The sequence below is a fragment of the Pseudomonas kurunegalensis genome (assembly GCF_030291635.1).
Taxonomy (GTDB): domain Bacteria; phylum Pseudomonadota; class Gammaproteobacteria; order Pseudomonadales; family Pseudomonadaceae; genus Aquipseudomonas; species Aquipseudomonas monteilii.
In genome coordinates this window covers 5216826-5233720 of record NZ_CP127871.1, presented here as the reverse complement: position 1 = coordinate 5233720, position 16895 = coordinate 5216826, and the positions used below count along the sequence as shown (strand labels likewise).

General features: G+C 62.2%; 19 protein-coding genes. 9 read left to right on the top strand and 10 right to left on the bottom strand.

What is annotated here, in order from left to right:
• The first annotated feature begins 3 nt into the window (after nt 1–3).
• Both QQ992_RS23970 and yjiA read left to right on the top strand, forming a co-directional pair.
• Entirely contained in the window at nt 4–201 is a 198-nt protein-coding gene (locus QQ992_RS23970; protein WP_016713459.1) for a YbdD/YjiX family protein, read from the top strand.
• A gap of 77 nt (nt 202–278) precedes the next feature.
• Nucleotides 279–1256: a GTPase gene (yjiA, locus tag QQ992_RS23965; RefSeq protein WP_105947011.1), complete on the top strand. Its 978-nt coding sequence runs from the start codon at nt 279–281 to the stop codon at nt 1254–1256.
• Here the strand turns inward: yjiA and QQ992_RS23960 are convergent.
• Nucleotides 1216–2703 (bottom strand): methylenetetrahydrofolate reductase C-terminal domain-containing protein, encoded by a 1488-nt coding sequence (locus QQ992_RS23960; protein WP_286111286.1) that lies wholly within the window; start codon nt 2701–2703, stop codon nt 1216–1218. The two genes, yjiA and QQ992_RS23960, sit on opposite strands and share 41 nt — an antisense overlap.
• A 202-nt stretch (nt 2704–2905) precedes the next feature.
• On the opposite strand from QQ992_RS23960, the gene QQ992_RS23955 reads away from it, so the two are divergent.
• Together QQ992_RS23955 and QQ992_RS23950 are read left to right on the top strand one after the other, a co-directional pair.
• The gene (locus QQ992_RS23955) at nt 2906–3730 is read left to right on the top strand and encodes a 5-methyltetrahydropteroyltriglutamate--homocysteine methyltransferase (protein WP_286111285.1); all 825 of its coding nucleotides are present in this window, start codon (nt 2906–2908) and stop codon (nt 3728–3730) included.
• A gap of 54 nt (nt 3731–3784) precedes the next feature.
• Nucleotides 3785–4504: an SDR family NAD(P)-dependent oxidoreductase gene (locus QQ992_RS23950; RefSeq protein ID WP_286111284.1), complete on the top strand. Its 720-nt coding sequence runs from the start codon at nt 3785–3787 to the stop codon at nt 4502–4504.
• A 111-nt stretch (nt 4505–4615) separates the two neighbouring features.
• Here the strand turns inward: QQ992_RS23950 and QQ992_RS23945 are convergent, their stop codons facing one another.
• Both QQ992_RS23945 and QQ992_RS23940 read right to left on the bottom strand, forming a co-directional pair.
• Nucleotides 4616–5569 carry an IS110 family RNA-guided transposase gene (locus QQ992_RS23945; protein ID WP_286111283.1) on the bottom strand — a complete coding sequence of 318 codons (954 nt, stop codon included), beginning with the start codon at nt 5567–5569 and terminating at the stop codon, nt 4616–4618.
• 252 nt (nt 5570–5821) lie between these two features.
• Complete coding sequence (locus QQ992_RS23940) at nt 5822–7000, bottom strand: acetyl-CoA C-acetyltransferase (protein WP_286111282.1); 1179 nt, start codon at nt 6998–7000, stop codon at nt 5822–5824.
• Nucleotides 7001–7175: 175 nt separating this feature from the next.
• On the opposite strand from QQ992_RS23940, the gene QQ992_RS23935 reads away from it, so the two are divergent.
• Both QQ992_RS23935 and QQ992_RS23930 read left to right on the top strand, forming a co-directional pair.
• Entirely contained in the window at nt 7176–7442 is a 267-nt protein-coding gene (locus QQ992_RS23935; protein ID WP_105947006.1) for a PepSY domain-containing protein, read from the top strand.
• Nucleotides 7439–7972 carry a cytochrome b/b6 domain-containing protein gene (locus QQ992_RS23930; protein WP_286111281.1) on the top strand — a complete coding sequence of 178 codons (534 nt, stop codon included), beginning with the start codon at nt 7439–7441 and terminating at the stop codon, nt 7970–7972. The genes QQ992_RS23935 and QQ992_RS23930 overlap by 4 nt, the downstream gene beginning before the upstream one ends.
• Nucleotides 7973–7981: 9 nt before the next feature.
• Here QQ992_RS23930 and QQ992_RS23925 read toward each other — a convergent pair whose 3' ends face one another.
• Genes QQ992_RS23925 through QQ992_RS23910 form a run of 4 tightly spaced genes read right to left on the bottom strand, consistent with a single transcriptional unit; the run spans nt 7982 to nt 12116 of the window.
• Nucleotides 7982–9091 carry an agmatine deiminase family protein gene (locus QQ992_RS23925; protein ID WP_286111280.1) on the bottom strand — a complete coding sequence of 370 codons (1110 nt, stop codon included), beginning with the start codon at nt 9089–9091 and terminating at the stop codon, nt 7982–7984.
• 3 nt (nt 9092–9094) lie between these two features.
• Complete coding sequence (locus QQ992_RS23920) at nt 9095–10180, bottom strand: extracellular solute-binding protein (protein WP_286111279.1); 1086 nt, start codon at nt 10178–10180, stop codon at nt 9095–9097.
• Nucleotides 10181–10182: 2 nt separating this feature from the next.
• A complete protein-coding gene (gene aguB / locus QQ992_RS23915) occupies nt 10183–11079 on the bottom strand; it encodes an N-carbamoylputrescine amidase (protein WP_286111278.1) in 897 nt (298 codons plus the stop codon).
• On the bottom strand, nt 11076–12116 hold the full coding sequence (locus QQ992_RS23910) for an agmatine deiminase family protein (protein ID WP_286111277.1): 1041 nt from the start codon (nt 12114–12116) through the stop codon (nt 11076–11078). The genes aguB and QQ992_RS23910 overlap by 4 nt, the downstream gene beginning before the upstream one ends.
• A 135-nt stretch (nt 12117–12251) precedes the next feature.
• Here QQ992_RS23910 and QQ992_RS23905 point away from each other — a divergent pair, with 135 nt between their 5' ends.
• The 3 genes from QQ992_RS23905 (at nt 12252) to QQ992_RS23895 (ending at nt 15492) form a co-directional block, all read left to right on the top strand.
• Nucleotides 12252–13112, top strand: coding sequence for a LysR substrate-binding domain-containing protein (locus QQ992_RS23905; protein ID WP_286111275.1), 861 nt, complete (start codon nt 12252–12254; stop codon nt 13110–13112).
• 136 nt (nt 13113–13248) lie between these two features.
• Complete coding sequence (fabV, locus tag QQ992_RS23900; RefSeq protein ID WP_119371422.1) at nt 13249–14460, top strand: enoyl-ACP reductase FabV; 1212 nt, start codon at nt 13249–13251, stop codon at nt 14458–14460.
• Between the two features lie 105 nt (nt 14461–14565).
• Nucleotides 14566–15492: an alpha/beta hydrolase family protein gene (locus tag QQ992_RS23895; RefSeq protein ID WP_286111274.1), complete on the top strand. Its 927-nt coding sequence runs from the start codon at nt 14566–14568 to the stop codon at nt 15490–15492.
• A 46-nt stretch (nt 15493–15538) separates the two neighbouring features.
• On the opposite strand, the gene QQ992_RS23890 is transcribed toward QQ992_RS23895, so the two are convergent.
• From QQ992_RS23890 to folM, 3 genes are read right to left on the bottom strand one after another with little or no spacing between them, the layout of a single operon-like run.
• A complete protein-coding gene (locus QQ992_RS23890) occupies nt 15539–15880 on the bottom strand; it encodes a HopJ type III effector protein (protein WP_286111273.1) in 342 nt (113 codons plus the stop codon).
• Nucleotides 15873–16169 carry a DUF1244 domain-containing protein gene (locus QQ992_RS23885; RefSeq protein ID WP_012274156.1) on the bottom strand — a complete coding sequence of 99 codons (297 nt, stop codon included), beginning with the start codon at nt 16167–16169 and terminating at the stop codon, nt 15873–15875. Before QQ992_RS23885 ends, QQ992_RS23890 begins: the two co-directional genes overlap by 8 nt.
• Before the next feature lie 9 nt (nt 16170–16178).
• On the bottom strand, nt 16179–16871 hold the full coding sequence (folM, locus tag QQ992_RS23880) for a dihydromonapterin reductase (RefSeq protein ID WP_028698644.1): 693 nt from the start codon (nt 16869–16871) through the stop codon (nt 16179–16181).
• Between the last annotated feature and the right edge of the window lie 24 nt (nt 16872–16895).

Genomic DNA, 16895 nt, shown 5'->3' with positions numbered 1-16895 from the left:
GTCATGTTCAACGACCTGGGTCGACTGGGTAAATACCTGGGGCAGGCAGCCCGCCTGATGGTCGGCATGCCCGACTACGACAACTATGTCGAGCACATGCAGAAGACGCACCCGGACAAGCCGGTGATGACGTACGAGGAATTTTTCCGCGAACGTCAGGAAGCGCGTTACGGTGGCAAGTCCGGGCCCAAGTGCTGTTGAGCCTGCGACACGTGTGAACCTGTGGGAGCCTGGGTAACCGGCTCCCACAGTCATTTCAGATTCAGGAGATTTACTGCGTGCAGACGCCTATTCCCGTAACCGTGCTCACTGGCTTCCTCGGTGCCGGCAAGACCACCTTGCTCAAGCACATGCTCAAGGCCGAGCACGGCCTGAAACTCGCCGTGATCGAAAACGAATTCAGCGAGGCTGGCATTGACAGCCAACTGCTGGGCGACGAACCGGTGCAGGTGATGACCCTGGCCAACGGCTGCGTATGCTGCAGCATCCACGGCGACCTCACGCGCGCGCTGTACCTGCTGCTTGAACGCCTGGACGCAGGCGAAATCGCCTTCGACCGCCTGGTAATCGAATGCACAGGCCTGGCCGATCCGGCGCCGGTGGCGCAAACCTTTTTCATCGACGAGGAACTGCGTGAGCGCTACATCCTCGACGGCATCATCACCTTGGTAGACGCGGCTCATGCCGAACTGCACCTGACCCAAACCATTGCCCAGGCCCAGGTCGGCTTTGCCGATCGCCTGCTGTTGAGCAAGACCGACCTGGTCGACGCGGCTGCGGTAGAAGCCCTGCGCGAGCGGCTGGCGCGAATCAATGGCCGGGCGGCTATCCGCGTCGTCGAACATGGCCGCATCGACCTGGCTGAGCTGCTTGATGTACGTGGCTTCAACCTCAACCCCGACTTGGGTGCGAACCTGAAGCCGACGTTACGCCCTGTACTCAAACCGGCTACCCCGGACCGTATTTCCACGCTGGTGTTGCGTACGGAAACTGCGCTGGACATCGACCGCCTCAGCGACTTCATGAACGAACTGCTGGAAACCCACGGCAAGCAGCTGCTGCGCTACAAAGGTGTGCTGAACATTGCCGGAGAGGACCGCAAGCTGGTGTTCCAGGGCGTGCTCAAGCTCTACGGCTTTGACTGGGACGCCGAGTGGGCTGAAGGCGAAACCCGCGAAAGCGTGATGGTGTTCATCGCCGATGAACTGCCAGAGGCTACGATTCGGGCTGGCTTCGAGGCGTTGGCTGCGGGCTGAGCCGGCGCGGTGTTTGCGGTGCGAACCACTGCGGCCATGAGCTGCGGTGGCGGGTTTCGACCTCGATGCAGGGGATCAGGCGCTCGGTGAGCACTGCAGTTTGCCGCACGGCCTTGGCCGTGCGGTACTTGATGCTGTGTATGCATTCACGGTCGCCGAACTCGCAGCGGTTCAGTGCGGTACCGCCGCAGGGGCCGTTGGCCAGGCCCTTGGGGCAGGTTTCCGGGCAGATGTACAACGTGTCTTCCAGGCGGCAGCGGCCACAGGTGTCGCAGCCCACCAATGGCCGTTTCACTGCGCGCTCCACCTTGTGCAGCACCTGTGCGCCAACTGGCGTGGACCACAGCGGCTGGCGCACCGCCCAGCCAAATGCCTTGCTCAGGCTATTGCGACGGCTGAACAGCAATGAATGCATGCCGTGCATCAGGTGATAGCGCGCTTTTTCTTTGAGCGAAGCATCGATCCGTGACTCGCCCTGGCGCCAACCCGCCTGCGGCGGATGGAAGGTGACTGCCGGCAGGCCGGGCATCTGCCAGCTGGCGCGCCACGCAGGCGCCCATTGATCCAGGGTGTGGATCCGGGTTTGCCAGTGTTCGATGCGGGCCTCAAGGGCCAGCAGTTGTTTGAGTTCGTGAACCCCTGACAGATGCACGCCGGCGTAACCCATCAGCTTCACGCCGATGATCTGCAAGGCCAGGCGGTCAACGCTGCGTGCCTGGGCAAAGGCCTTGGACTGCACGGTCTCCGCTTCGAGCATATCGCGCATCGACGGTGTGACGGTAACGCCAGCCACGTGGTCGAGCATCGCAGCGCGCCCGTGGGTAAGGCTCATCAGGCACGCCAGCATGGGCTTGGGCGTGGCCTGGCGGCGCATCCAGTGCATGGCTTCCTGGTGTTTATCCCCATCGAACCCCAGTTGCAGGGTGAGGAAGTCGGCGCCTGCTGCCAGCTTTTTCTCGGCCTTGAAATACTGGGCGCCACCTTCTTCCTCGTGGTACTTGAACGGGTTCAGTGCAGCGCCCAGCAGCCAGTGTGGGCAAGCCTGACGAGCGATCTGCAGGGCGGCGACCGACTCCAGATAACGCACCGGGCGCTGGCCAGGCTCGTGGCCGGGCAGGCGGTCGCCGGTCAGCAGCAACAGCTGGTCGAGGCCGGCGGCGTCCATGCGTTGCAACTGGGCGAGCAGGTGGTGGCGTTCGCGGTCCTTGCCGGAAAAGTGCGGCAGGGCAGGCACCGGGTTGCTGAACGAGGCGAGGGCGTCCAGCGGCGACATGTCCAGCGGGCTGCCGACACGGTCGCCGATGGCCACGGTCATCGGCCAGCCACACAGGTGCGCACGGGCCATGATCGCTTCCATGGCGGCGAAGCGTTCTGCGGAAGGCTTGGGGACGAACTCCATCACGCAGACGAAATTCTGTTCGCGCAGCGCGGTTTTCAGCAGGCTCATGTGGCCGGGTACCTGGTGTGGTCAGGGTGCCATTGTGCGGCACAAGGCGGACCGGGTCATGTCCGGGTGCGCAGGAGGGTGCCCTGATTGAGACATGATCATGAAGAAATCTTGAGTTCATCTCAAATTTAATGAGTTTGTCTCAACGGTCCGCGAACCGGAAAATCCCCTCAATCATTTATGCATGCTGAAGGGACAAGACATGGCACTGGCACACAACCTGGGCTTTCCACACACCGGCCGCGACCATGAGCTGTGGCAGGTGCAGAAAGACGCCGGCATTGAACTGCTGCCAGTCGGCGACATTGCCTGGTACGGCCAGGTGTTGGCCGGTGACCACCAGCAGTTTGCCCTGAACTGGGAACAGCTTTTCGAGGAAGTAGCGCAAGCCACAGCCCTGGGCCATGCGGTCAAGCCGGTGTTGCTGGGCCCGTTGAGCTACCTGTGGCAGGCCACAGCCAAGGCCGGTGATGTCGACAAGCTGGAGCTGCTCGACAGCCTGCTGCCACTGTATGACCAAACCCTCAATCGCCTGGCTGCCCTGGGCGTCGAGTGGGTGCAGATCGATGAACCGATCCTCGCCCTTGAGTTGCCGCAAGATTGGAAAAACGCCTACGAGCGCGTTTACAACATTCTTCAGCGCGCACCTTTGAAGAAGTTGATCGCCACTTACGCGGGAGGCCTTGAAGGCAACCTTGGCCTGGCCGCGAACCTGCCGGTCGATGGCTTGCACATCGACCTGGTGCAGGCGCCCGACCAGTACACCGCCATGCTCGACCGCCTGCCGGCCTACAAGGTGCTGTCGCTGGGCCTGGTCGACGGCCGCAATGCTTCGCCGTGCGACCAGGAAAAGACCCTGGACCTGCTGCGCGATGCCCACGAACGTCTGGGGGAGCGGCTGTGGGTGGCGCCATCTTGCGCGTTGCTGCACAGCCCATTGGACCTGGCTGTGCAGAAGTGCCAGGAAGTGGCTGTACTGGTCAAGGCCTTGAACAACTCGCTGAAACAGATCGCTATCGCCGCTTGATCCTCAAACACCCTAGAATGCCGACTCCGATTCAAATCGACAGGGAGTGATGCGATGAGAGTTCTGGTAGTCGGCGCCAGCAAGGGCCTGGGCAAGGCCTTCATGGAAGGATTGGGCAAGCCGGGTGACACTTTGGTCGGTGTCTCTCGCACCCGGCCAGCAGACGTGAGCTTGGGCAAGGGTGTTGAAACCCGGTGGATCGAGGCCGACCTCGGCCAGCCCGCTGCCGCCGTCGAGGCCATTGCCGAAGCAGTGGCGGAGGGCGGGGTGGATACGCTGATCTACAACCTCGGCTTGTGGGAGGCCGAAGCGTTCGAGGCGCACTACAGCTTCCTAGAAGACCGTGATGTGGAATTGCAGCGCATGGTCGACTGCAACATCACGGCAACCATCCTGCTGATCAAGCGGCTGCTGCCGTTGCTGCTTGAAAGCGAAAAACCACGGATCATTCTGACCGGCTCCACCTCGGGCTTGCCTCAGAGTGGCCGCCCGGAAGTGACTTTCGCCGCCTCAAAATTCGCCCTTCGCGGTATCGCCGAAGCGTTGCGCGAAGGTTATCGCGGGCAGGGCCTTGGGGTGACGTGCCTGAACCTGGGTTACCTGAATACCGAGGACAGCCTGGACGTGCCGGTGGCCGAGGCTGCGGTGCGTGGGGAAGGGGGGCTGATACCGCTGCACGATGTAGTGCTGATGGTACGCACGCTGCTTGAGCTCTCGGCAGCGAGCTATGTGAGGGAACTGACCTTGCCGGCTATTGCTGATGAGCGGTTCTGAAGGCTGAGGTTGCTTTGTAGGCAGGCTCGGCCCCTTCGCGGGCAAGCCTGCTCCCACAGGGACCGCACAATTTCGTGGTTTGTGCTTTACCTGTGGGAGATTCTATGGTTTTCAGCAAGCTGTTTTGGCACCTTTGGTGATGTATTCGTCCTGATTTTTCATCAGGGCGAATGCCACCCGTGCGAGCTTCCTGGCGAGGATTACCAACGCTTGGGTCGTTGCCTTTCCATTGTTCCGATGCCGCTCATAGTCCCCTTTCCAAACGGGTGACTTGCTGGCGGCCATCGCTGCGTTATGCAACAAACGACGAATTTCTGAGCAACCGCGCTTAGTGAGGCGACGCTGCCCACTTTTCTGCCCAGAGTCACTGGCTCGTAGATCCATTCCCAAGAATGCGATGTACGCGTCACTGCTCTTGAACTCACCCCTCATAAACGCCATTACCAGCGCTGTGGCGGTTAGAAAACCAATACCCTCTACTGCCTGGCAGCGAGCGACTTGCTCGTGCAATCCAGCTTCTCGCAGCACTTCCTTAATCTTCTTTTGGATCAACAGCTCCAGCCGATCTATCGATTTCACGAAGGTACTGAACGCAGCCTTCAAGAGGCCTTCATTAGCCCAGCTCTGAGTCATTGCAGTGCGAGCACTTACCAAGGCTGCTCTGCGACGAAGCAGGCTCTGAAGCTTGCCGTAGACAGCGGGAGGCGGGCTCCAGGGACGAAGATCCTCCCCTTCGTTTCTCAGAAATCGGGACAGCAACCGAGCATCGGAAGGGTCGGTTTTAACCCGTCCTCCAACACTTTTCCGGTAGTTACTCAGTTGGAAACCATCGATGACATAAACCTCGAAACCCAAGCTATGGGCCAGCTCAACCAAGTCCAGGTGATAAACATTGGTCGCCTCAACCGCGATAGCGGTGTTCAGCGGTTGCTGCTTCAACCATTTTTTGATTTCGGGTTTGGAATTTTTCAGTCTGACGATCTCATCACGGTCATCGTGATGGATAACCAGCTCAGCTTTTGCGACATCCGCACCCACAATCAGCTTGCCTACCTGCATTGCCATGGGCGACTCCTCACGCTATGGTTTTTCGGCTTGAAGGGGTTTCACCAAGAGGCGCTGGCTTGCTTCTATCGTCGCTTGCAAACGATGCATTCTTTATCGGCGCTTTGGTGGAAGGGGTGGGGCGATGTCTCCCACGGTCTGTACTGATGCGAACAGTCAGAATCGGGCATTTAGTCCCACCACCCCTTCAAGTCTAACCATACAAGCGGGCTTGCCCGCGAAGAGGCCGGGCCTGTTCAACTCAGGCTGTGATCAACGCTCGATCGCCAGCGCCACACCTTGGCCACCCCCGATGCACAAGGTGGCCAGGCCTTTCTTGGCATCTCGCTTGATCATCTCGTGCAGCAGGGTCACCAGCACACGGCAGCCGGATGCACCAATCGGGTGGCCCAACGCAATCGCACCGCCATTCACGTTGACCCGTGCCGCATCCCATTCCAGTGCCTTGCCCACCGCCAACGCTTGCGCGGCGAACGCTTCGTTGGCTTCGATCAGGTCCAGTTCGGCCAGCTGCCAGCCGGCCTTGTCCAGGCAACGCTGGGTCGCGGAAACCGGCCCGATGCCCATGATTGCCGGGTCTACGCCGGCACTGGCATAGGCTGCGATCTTCGCCAGTACCGGCAGTCCAAGGGCCTTGGCCTTGGTGGCGCTCATCAGCAGCACGGCGGCTGCGCCGTCATTCAGGCTGGAGGCGTTGCCCGCAGTGACGCTGCCGTCTTTCTTGAACGCAGGGCGCAGTTTGGCCAGGGATTGCGCGGTGGTGTCCGGGCGTGGCTGTTCGTCACGCGCAAACACTTTGGGCTCACCCTTTTTCTGCGGCAGCACGATCGGCGTGATTTCGTCATCGAAACGCCCGGCCTCGATAGCCGCCACCGCCTTGCGCTGCGACTCGGCGGCAAAGGCGTCCTGCTGCTCTCGGCTCAGGCTGTACGTGTCCACAAGGTTCTCGGCGGTGATCCCCATGTGGTAGTCGTTGAAGGCATCCCACAAGCCGTCGGTGATCATGCTGTCGATCAGCTGGCCATGGCCCATGCGCTGGCCGGTACGTGCCGAAGGCATCACGTAAGGGGCAAGGCTCATGTTTTCCTGGCCGCCGGCAATCACCACTTCGGCGTCACCGCAGCGAATGGCCTGGGCGGCCAGGTGCAGGGCCTTGAGGCCCGAGCCGCAGACCTTGTTCAGGGTCAGTGCCGGAACACTGTAGGGCAGGCCGGCCTTGATCGCGGCCTGGCGCGCCGGGTTCTGCCCGGCACCTGCGGTGAGTACCTGGCCGAGGATCACTTCGTCGACCTGCGCCGGGTCCAGCCCGGTCTGTTCCAGCAGGCGCTTGATCACGGCGGCACCGAGGTCGACCGCAGGCACCGTAGCCAGGGCGCCCTGGAAGCTGCCGATGGCGGTACGGGTTGCGGCGACAATGACCACGTCGTTCATGTTGTTGTTCTCCGTGCGATGGGCGTAATGCCCAAGAATCGGTGGCTTTGGCTTATTTGTTAAGTTTGTTTTTCTTTCTGATTGATGTGAAAAGCAAATCAATGAGCACCAATCGCGCTATCCAACTAAGCTGATTCTCGTGCTGTTTTCACCCAACTGAATGGAGCTCATTCCCATGCGCATCCTGATAGCCCTGTTTATTCTGATCGGCAGCAGCACAGCATTCGCCGCCACCCAATGCACCACCGCTGACAAAAGCACCTGGCAAGACCAGGAAAAATTCCAGGCGCAGCTCAAGGAACAGGGCTACAAGATCAACAAGTTCAAGGTGACCAAGGGCAACTGCTACGAGATCTACGGTTTCGACAAGGATGGCCGCAAGGTCGAGATCTACCATGACCCCGTGACCGGCAAGGCGGTCAAGTCCGAGTACCACGATTGAACAGCAACGGCACGGTGCAGCTGTGGGACCCGCTCCTGCGGCTGTGCCACCTCTCCATTGCCGGCGTGTTCTTCGCTGATTACTTTTTCAACGAAGAAGGTGACGACTGGCACCAGTGGCTGGGCTACTACGCACTGGCCTGCGTGATGTTGCGCCTGGTGTGGGGTTTTGTCGGGCCACGTAGCGCGCGCTGGGCAGACTTCTGGCCAACCCCGTCTCGCCTGGCGGGGCATGCCCGCAAGCTGGTGCGGGGGGAGCCTTGTCACCGCCTGGGGCATTCGCCGATTGGCGCCTTGGTGATGTTGCTGATGCTGACCGGCATTGTCGGCCTGGTCCTGACCGGTTGGGCATCGCAGGAGGTAGATGCCTTGTGGGGCGAGGACTGGCCGACTGATCTGCACAGCTGGTTGGCCGATGCCGTGCTGGTGCTGGTTTGTGTGCATGTGCTGGCGGCCATCTACGAGAGCGTGCTGCTGCGGGAAAACCTGCCTTGGTCGATGATTACCGGGCGGCGTCGGCGCCGCGATTGACTGAACCGGTTAAATGGCTGGGCACTGGTGCGTCACACAGTGAATCCCCCCACCCCCGGCTGCAATGGCATCAATATCCAGTTGCACAATATCGCGCTCAGGGTACAAAGCCGCCAGCAACGCCCGTGCCTTCTCATCTGCCTGCGCATCGCCAAACTGCGGCGCAATGACCGCACCATTGATCACGAAGTAATTGATATACCCCGCCGCGAAGTCGTCATTGCCCTTGCTGAACCTGTTACGCCGCCCACGCATTGGCGGTGACACCACATGTATCTGCAGCTTCCGGCCCTCGGCATCGGTGGCCTGCCTGAGGATATCCAGGTGCTTGCGCGTCACCGCGTAGTCATACGAATCCGGGTCATTGTCCAGGTTGGCAATGACCACCCCCGGCCGCACGAAGCGGGCATAGAAATCCACATGCCCGTCGGTAATGTCCTTGCCGGCGATGCCTGGCAGCCAGATGACCTTGCTCAACCCAAGGCGCGCCTTGAGCTCGGCCTCGACGTCGGCCTTGCTCCAGCCCGGGTTGCGGTTGGCATTCACCCAACTGCTCTCGGTCATGATGCCAGTGCCATGGCCATCCACCTCAATGGCGCCACCTTCGCCCACCAGCTCGCTGCGCTGGTACTGGCCGCCAGCCAGGGTAGCGACCCGTTTGGCCAGCTGCGCATCGTTGCGGTGGCGCTGCTTGTTGCCCCAACCGTTGAAGTTGAAGTCCACCGCACCCAGCGCGCCGTCGTCATCAAGGACGAAGTTGGCGCCAATGTCGCGCATCCAGATATCGTCCAGGTTGCATTCGACAAAGCGGGTGCGCGGGCTGCCACAGTGCTGCTCGGCCAGCTTGCGTTCGCTGGCCCGGCAGAACACGGTGACCGGCTGATAACGCGCGATGGCCTGGGCGATACGGCCCAGGGCAGCTTGCACATCGGCGGTGAAATCTTCCCAGATGGCATCCTGCGCGCCAAAGGCGATGAAGGCGCGTTGCTGCGGTTCACCTTCGTCGGGCATGAGCCAGCGCCCCGGTTCTTCAGCGCGGGCCAGGCCCAGCGGCAGGCCAAGGCCCGCGCCGAGGCCAGCGGCCAGTGACAGTTGCAGGAAGGTTCTACGGCTAGGCATGGGTCAGTCCTGTGCAGTCTTGAAGCGCGTCCACACGCGCATGCGTGCCCGCATGTCGGCCTGTGGGATATCGCGGCCCGGAATCAGCCGGGCATAGGTGGCTTCGTCGAGGTAAATGTCGGGGTTGTCGCGCATGCGCGGGTCCACGGCCTGGCGCGCTTTGGCGCTGGCGGTGGGGTAGCCGGTGAAGTTGCTGATGGCGGCCATGTTTGCCGGGCGCATGACGAAGTTGATGAAACGATAGGCGTATTCCGGGTGCTTGGCATCGGCCGGGATGGCCATGGTGTCCATCCACACCGTGGTGCCCTGGCGGGGGACGCGGTATTGGAAGTCCAGGTGCTTGCCTGCGGCATCGGCGGTACGCTGGGCCTGGATCACGTCGCCGCTGTAGCCCAGCGACACACACAGGTTTTCGTTGACCAGTTCGGTCACCGGCTGCGACTGGAACTTGCGCACGTACGGGCGTATGGCCTTGAGCAGTTCGCTGGCGGCGGCCAGGTCTTCACGCTTGGCGCTGCGCGGCTCTCGGCCCAGGTAGTTGAGGACCACGGCCAGCACTTCGTCGGGCGAGTCGATCACCGAAATGCCACAGTCGGCGAACTTGGCGGCCATTTCCGGTTTGAACAGCAGGTCGAGGTTGTCCAGCGGCGCATCGGGCATGCGCTGGCGGACTTTGTCGGCATTCACCGTCAGGCCGATGGTGCCCCAGGTGTAGGGCACGGTGGCCTGGCTGGCCTTGGGGTAGCGAGCATGCAGCTGGCGCAGGCCGGGCTCGATGTCGTCCAGTGCCTCAAGGCGGCTGTGGTCCAGTGGCTGCAGGCTGCCGGCGCGCATCAGCCGCTCGGCAACGGTGTCACCGGGGAACACCAGGTCGTAGCCACTGCGCCCTGACATCAGCTTGGCTTCGAGCACTTCACTGCCGTCCATGACGTCGTAGATCACCTGGATGCCGGTTTCGGCGGTGAACTGCTTGAGGGTGTCTTCGGCAAAATAATCGGCCCAGTTGTACAGGCGCAGCACGGGCTGTTCGGCCTGTGCCTGGCTGGCGCAGATGGCCAGCGCCATTGCGGCTAAAACGTGGCGTTTCATGCTCAGGCCCTCAGGGTGTGTGGATGCTTGCCGTCCAGGGTCAGCAGGGGGGCGTACATCTCTGGGCGACGATCGCGGTAGATACCCCAGCTCAGCCGGTCTTCGCGCATGGCTGCAAGGTCCAGGTCGTGCAACCAGATGCCCGTGTCGTCGCGGTCCGCTTCGCTGAGCATGGCGCCCTTGTGGTCACAGATGAACGACGAGCCATAGAAGCGCATGGACAATGATGCATCGCTGGCCGCGACTTCTTCGCCGACGCGATTGGCCGCTACCACCGGCAGCAGGTTGGCGGCGGCGTGGCCGCGCATGGCCACTTGCCAATGGTCACGCGAGTCCAGTTCGGCGCAGCCGGGCTCGGAGCCGATGGCGGTGGGGAACAGCAGCACTTCAGCGCCCATCAAGGCCAGGCAGCGGGCCGTTTCGGGGAACCACTGGTCCCAGCAGATACCAATGCCCAGGCGCCCGAAAGCGGTGTCCCAGACCTTGAAGCCCGTGTCGCCGGGGCTGAAGTATTCCTTCTCCTGGTAGCCAATGGCGTTGGGGATGTGGGTCTTGCGGTATACCCCCAGCAGGCGGCCATCGGCATCGGCCACGGTCAGCGAGTTGAAAAAGGCATTGCCGGCGCGCTCGTACCAGCTAAGCGGTAGCACCACGCCCAGCTCGCCGGCCAGCGCCGCGAAGCGCTGCAATATCGGGCTGTCGGGATAGGGCTGGGCGAGGGCCTGGTGCTGGTGGTCCTGTTCGATGCAGAAGTACGGGGTGGCGAACAGCTCCTGCAGCAGGATCACCTGGGCACCTTTGGCAGCAGCCTGGCGCACCAGGTGTTCGGCGCGGTCGAGGTTATCGGGCAGGTTCCAGCTGCACGGCATCTGCGTGGTGGCCACGCGCAGCAGGCTCATGGCTGTACCTGCGGCTGTTGCTGGGTGATGCAGTGAATGCCGCCACCGCCATGGGCAATGTGGTCGATGCGCACCGGCACGATCTCGCGGCCCGGGAAGGCGTGGGCCAGTTGCGCAGCTGCGTCCTGGTCGGCTGCGATGCCATAGGCCGGCATGATGATTGCGCCGTTGGCGATGTAGAAGTTGGTGTAGGAGGCGCAGAACACCTCGGCATTCGGGTCAACGGCGGCGCTGGCCTCGTACAGGTCGAGCAGTTCGAAGTGGCGGCCCTGCGCATCGGTGGCCAGCTCCAGGGCGCGGCGGTTTTCCCGCACCACTTCGGCGTACACCGAATGCGGGTCTCGGGTGGCATCCACCAGCAGCACGCCAGGGCGGGCGAAGGCGCACACGCCATCGACGTGGCCGTCGGTCATGTCGCCGGTGACGTACTGCGGGTCACCTGGCAGCCAGATGGTTTTGCGGATGCCCAGGTGGCGGGCGAAACAGGCCTCGAAATCGGCCTTGCTCACGCCAGGGTTGCGGTTGGGGTTGAGCAGTACCGATTCGGTGGTGATCAGCGTGCCTTCGCCGTCGACATGAATCGCCCCCCCTTCGTTGCACAGTGCAGTGCTGAACCCGTCCAGGCCCAGCTGGTCGAGGATGCGCCGGCCCAGGCTGCGGTCCAGGCTGTGCTGCGACTTGCCGCCCCAGGCATTGAAGCGCCAGCTCAGGCCGGCCAGGCCGCGCTGCGGGTGGCAGACGAAGCTCGGGCCGCTGTCCCGGCACCAGCTGTCGTCCACCGCCAGTTCGATCAACTCGATGTTGGCACCACACAAGGCACGGGCGCTGGCCACGGCGGACGGGTCGACCACCATCTTCACCGGCTCGAAACGGGCGATGGCCGCTGCGACTCGGGCGTAGTCCTGCTGGACATCGGCCAGGCGTACGTTCCAGCCGCTTTCCCACAGGGCCTGATTGTGTGGCCAGACCATCCAGGTTGCCGCGTGGCGTGCCCATTCGGCGGGCATGCGCCAGCCGCTGTCGAGGGACAGGTGCATAGTGAACTCCGATCTATTAGGGATTTTTATCAACGAAGCCCGCCGTCGCGGGTGTTGGTGTTCATGCTATGGCTAGGCGTGGCCTGCGACAAACGATAGATTTAGCGCATATCTGATCAGCACGGCTTATCAATCATGCTTAAACACTGGCCACCCCTGAATGCGCTGCGCGGCTTTGAGGCCGCCGCGCGGCTGGGCAGCTTCCACAAGGCCGCCGAGGCGCTGAACCTGACCCAGTCGGCCATCAGCCAGCAGATCCGCAGCCTGGAAACCTACCTGGAGCAGCCGCTGTTCTACCGCAGTGGCCGCAGCGTGAGCCTGACCGACGCCGGGCACGACCTGCTCAGCACCACGCAATCACTGCTGCAACACCTGGCCGTGGGCATTCGCCGGCTCGACCAGTACCGCAAGCCCAACCAGTTGGTGGTGAATACCAGCCCGGCGTTTGCCAGGCACTGGCTGTTGCCGCGACTGACGGATTTCCATCAGCGCTGTCCGGACGTGGACCTGTGGTTATTCACCAGTTTCGAGGTGCCGGACATGGCCACCGAAACCATCGACCTTGCCATCCGCGACGACCTCAGTGCTCAGGCCGAGTGCAGTTTCAGCGTGCTGCATCAGGACCAGTTGTACCCGGCTTGCCATCCAGCCTTGCTGCAAACGCCGGTACAGCGGCGCACCACGCTGCATGGCGAGCGCGAGATGGACTGGAGCCACTGGCAACTGGAAGGCGGCGAAGAGGTGGGGCAGCAGGGCAAAGGGTTGAACTTTTCCGACCCCGGTTTGTTGCTGGATGCAGCGAGCGAGGGGCTTGGGGTGGCGTTGGTCAGCCAGTTGCTCGCGCGGCGGGCAGTGGAAGAGGGGCGTTTGCAGGCGTTGTCGGCGCAGCGCGTTCGCGGGCCTGCGTGGGCTTGTCTGGTACATCGGGACAGCCAGGATGATCCGCTGGCCAGGCAGTTTCTGGATTGGCTTAAAGCGGCTTTACTGCCGGATTGAGGTTGCCACCGTTTTGCATCCCTTTGATCACCCCGTAATATGTGTCGGATAACCTGCGGGGGTAGTCTCACCCTCTGATCAATCGGAATCGCCTCGAACGGCGGTTCCCCGGCATAAACCTGACGAGGTACAGACATTGGCCATCATTCATCCTAAGGTTCGCGGTTTCATCTGCACCACGACTCACCCGAAGGGCTGCGAGCTCAACGTCCGTGACCAGATCGAAGCCACCCGCAAGCTGGGCGTGCGCGAGGATGGCCCGAAGAAGGTCCTGGTCATCGGTGCTTCCAGCGGCTATGGCCTGGCGGCCCGCATCACCGCAGCGTTCGGCTTCAAGGCCGACACCCTGGGCGTGTTCTTCGAAAAACCAGGTACCGAAACCAAGGCCGGCACTGCTGGTTGGTACAACGCCGCTGCCTTCGACAAGTTTGCCAAGGCCGAGGGCCTGTACAGCAAGTCGATCAACGGTGACGCCTTCTCTGACGAGGCCCGTGCCAAAGTCATCGAACTGATCAAGAACGAAATGGGTGGCAAGGTTGACCTGGTCATCTACTCGCTGGCTTCGCCTGTGCGCAAGCTGCCGCAAACCGGTGAACTGGTGCGTTCGGCCCTGAAGCCAATCGGCCAGCCGTACAAGTCGACCGCCATCGACACCAACAAGGACACCATCATCGAGGCCAGCATCGAGCCGGCCACCGAGCAGGAAATCGCCGACACCGTCACCGTCATGGGTGGCCAGGACTGGCAGCTGTGGATCGACGCCCTGGCGGGCGCCAACGTGCTGGCCGAAGGTGCCCGCACCGTGGCCTTCAGCTACATCGGCAGCGACATTACCTGGCCGATCTACTGGCACGGTGCGCTGGGCCAGGCCAAGCAGGACCTGGACGAAACCGCCCTGCGCCTGGACCAGAAACTGGCCGGCGAACTCAAGGGTGGCGCCAACGTGGCGGTGCTGAAGTCGGTGGTCACCCAGGCCAGCTCGGCCATCCCGGTGATGCCGCTGTACCTGTCGATGGTCTTCAAGATCATGCAGGAGAAGGGCGTTCACGAAGGCACCCAGGACCAGCTGGACCGTATGTACCGCGACCGCATGTACCGTGCCGACGGTGCGCCGGCCGAAGTCGACGAGAAGGGCCGCCTGCGCCTGGACGACTGGGAACTGCGTGACGACGTGCAGAGCGCCTGCAAAGCCCTGTGGCCACAGGTGACCACCGAGAACCTGTTCGAGCTGACCGACTATGCCGGTTACAAGAAGCAGTTCCTCAACCTGTTCGGCTTCGAGCGTGCTGACGTCAACTACGACGAAGACGTGGCTACCGATGTGAAGTTCGACTGCGTCGAGCTGTAATCGGCGATAGCCTGTACCGGCCCTTTTGCGGGTTCACCTGCGAGCGGGCCGGTACAGGCTATAAAATCTTTGCTAGTTTTGGCGCACAACAACAGGGAATGCGCCATGAGCAGCCTCACCCAACCCGCCACAGCCTTTCGCCACCCCGCAGCCGACGGTTACAGCCTCGGCGGTTTCTGCTGGCGCCACGCTCAGCCAGACCCCCAGCGCCCGCTGGTGATCATCAACGCTGCCACTTCGGTACGCTGCCGCTATTACTCACGCTTTGCCGACTTCCTGTTCGCCCAGGGCTTCGATGTGCTGACCTACGATTACCGGGGTATCGGCGAGTCCCGTCCGGCGTCACTGCGCGGTTTTCAGGCTTCATGGAGCGACTGGGGCAGGCTCGATTTCGAAGCCATGCTGGCGCATGCGGCAACGCATTTCCCTGGCCAGCCGGTGGATGTGGTGGGGCACAGTTTCGGCGGCTGCGCAGTGGGCCTGGCGCCTTCTGCCAGCCGGGTGCGCCGGGTGGTGATGGTGGGCGCGCAGTTTGCCTATTGGCGCGATTATGCGGCTGAGCAGCGCTGGCAGCTGTTTGGCAAGTGGCACGTGGTGATGCCGCTATTGAACCGGGTGTTTGGCTACTTTCCCGGCAAGCGCCTGGGTTGGCTGGAGGACACGCCGTCCGGTGTGGTGCACGACTGGACCACACGAACCCCGCGTTACGAACACCGGCCCAGCGGCCGTGAACTGAAAACGCTACCGTTCGCTCAGGTGCGGGCGGCAACCCTGGCCATCAGCCTGACCGATGACCCCTTCGGCACCGTCGCGGCCACCGAGCGTTTGCTGAGTTATATACAGGGTGCCCGGCACCTGCGCATCGCGCCTGTGGATATATCGGTCGAGGAGATTGGTCATTTCGCGTTCTTCCATGACCGTTTTCGCGAAACCCTGTGGCCGGTGGCCTTGCAGTGGTTGCAGCAAGGAATGTTGGCGACAGATGTTCCAGGAACAATCATCGATCGAAGGAGGGAGCGCGGTCCCTTGTAGGAGCGGCCTTGCGTCGCGAAAGGGCCGCATAGCGGCCCCGGCTATCTCAAGCCTTGCGCGCCAGAGGCTGCGCAGCAAACTTCACCCCAGCCAGCCCATGCTGGATCAGCGCCCGGATATTGCCATGGTCACTGCCCTCAGGCGTGGCCAGCACGTCCCGGTAGTGCTCGCCAAAGGCCAGCAGCGCTTCCTGGTCGCTCAGCCCTTCCAGCAGTGCCAGGCCCAAAGTCTTGCACGAACCTTCGTTCTGCCCAGCGGCATTTTCCACGCCACCATTGTTGAACGCCTGAGGCTGGTAGCTGTAGTGGTCGGCAATGAACGCCAGGGTATCGGCAAATACATGCTGGCCGCTGGCCAGGCTGGCGCGCAGGGTGTTCAGATCAGTCACGAGGTTTTCCTTTTTCGAACGCCGCTTGTTGTTCGGCGCTGGCTTCTTTCTGGTGTTGGGCTTTCCACTCGGCGTAGGGCATGCCGTACACCGCTTCGCGGGCGTCATCCAGGCTCAGGTCGAGCTGGCGCTCGTCCGCTGCAGCCTTGTACCACTTGGACAGGCAGTTGCGGCAGAAACCGGACAGGTTCATCAGGTCGATGTTCTGCACGTCGGTGCGCTTTTGCAGGTGTTCGACCAAGCGCCGGAACGCGGCGGCTTCGAGTTCGAGCTGTTGCTGTGGGGTCATGGGCTTCTCTCAAGTCATGCGGTTTTTCAGGTGGCGGCCACCGTTGATGACCACCTGGCTGCCGGTGCTGTACTGGCTCGCGAGCAGGTACTTGACGGTCTCGATCAGCGGGCCGGCGCCGGGTTCGAATTCCAGCAAGGCCTTTTTCAGGGTTTGCTGGCGGTAGGCTTCATCGCCCCCTTCCTTGAGGATCAGCAGCCCGGGCAGGATACCGTTCACATGCACCTTGGGCGCATATTTTTCGGCGAACGACAGCACCATGTTCTGCAACGCAGCCTTGGTGGCGGCATAGCCGATATGGCTCTTGCTGCCGCGTGAGGACGTTTCGTCGCAGATGTGGATGATGTCGGCCTTGTCCACCTTGGCCAGCAGGTCACCCAGGGCCAGGTTGAGGTGGTAGGGCGCTTCGACGTGCAGGCGGAACATGGTTTCGAGGTTGTCGAGCCCGTCATCCAGCCACAGCGAGGCATTGTGGATGATGGCCCGCAGGCCGTCGTAATGGCTGTGCAGGTGATCGATCAGGGCCTGGCGGTCGGCCGCCTGGCACAGGTCGGCCTGGAACTGCACGATGTTCGGGTGGGCCGTCTGTGGCTGCACACTGCGGCTGGCACTGACCACCGTATGGCCGGCCTGTGCCAGTTCAAGGGCCAGGGCCAGCCCGACGCGCTGGCTGGCTCCGGTAACGAGAATGGGGCTGTTCATGTTCGGGCGGTCAACTTGTCTGTC

Coding starts and splice junctions, on each gene's coding strand:
- QQ992_RS23940 (WP_286111282.1), bottom strand. CDS start 7,000: ATGAACGACGTGGTCATTGTCGCCGCAACCCGTACCGCCATCGGCAGC.
- QQ992_RS23920 (WP_286111279.1), bottom strand. CDS start 10,180: ATGAAACGCCACGTTTTAGCCGCAATGGCGCTGGCCATCTGCGCCAGC.
- QQ992_RS23970 (WP_016713459.1), top strand. CDS start 4: ATGTTCAACGACCTGGGTCGACTGGGTAAATACCTGGGGCAGGCAGCC.
- aguB (WP_286111278.1), bottom strand. CDS start 11,079: ATGAGCCTGCTGCGCGTGGCCACCACGCAGATGCCGTGCAGCTGGAAC.
- QQ992_RS23945 (WP_286111283.1), bottom strand. CDS start 5,569: ATGGCAATGCAGGTAGGCAAGCTGATTGTGGGTGCGGATGTCGCAAAA.
- QQ992_RS23910 (WP_286111277.1), bottom strand. CDS start 12,116: ATGCACCTGTCCCTCGACAGCGGCTGGCGCATGCCCGCCGAATGGGCA.
- folM (WP_028698644.1), bottom strand. CDS start 16,871: ATGAACAGCCCCATTCTCGTTACCGGAGCCAGCCAGCGCGTCGGGCTG.
- QQ992_RS23950 (WP_286111284.1), top strand. CDS start 3,785: ATGAGAGTTCTGGTAGTCGGCGCCAGCAAGGGCCTGGGCAAGGCCTTC.
- QQ992_RS23905 (WP_286111275.1), top strand. CDS start 12,252: ATGCTTAAACACTGGCCACCCCTGAATGCGCTGCGCGGCTTTGAGGCC.
- QQ992_RS23960 (WP_286111286.1), bottom strand. CDS start 2,703: ATGAGCCTGCTGAAAACCGCGCTGCGCGAACAGAATTTCGTCTGCGTG.
- QQ992_RS23895 (WP_286111274.1), top strand. CDS start 14,566: ATGAGCAGCCTCACCCAACCCGCCACAGCCTTTCGCCACCCCGCAGCC.
- QQ992_RS23925 (WP_286111280.1), bottom strand. CDS start 9,091: ATGCCTAGCCGTAGAACCTTCCTGCAACTGTCACTGGCCGCTGGCCTC.
- QQ992_RS23885 (WP_012274156.1), bottom strand. CDS start 16,169: ATGACCCCACAGCAACAGCTCGAACTCGAAGCCGCCGCGTTCCGGCGC.
- QQ992_RS23935 (WP_105947006.1), top strand. CDS start 7,176: ATGCGCATCCTGATAGCCCTGTTTATTCTGATCGGCAGCAGCACAGCA.
- QQ992_RS23955 (WP_286111285.1), top strand. CDS start 2,906: ATGGCACTGGCACACAACCTGGGCTTTCCACACACCGGCCGCGACCAT.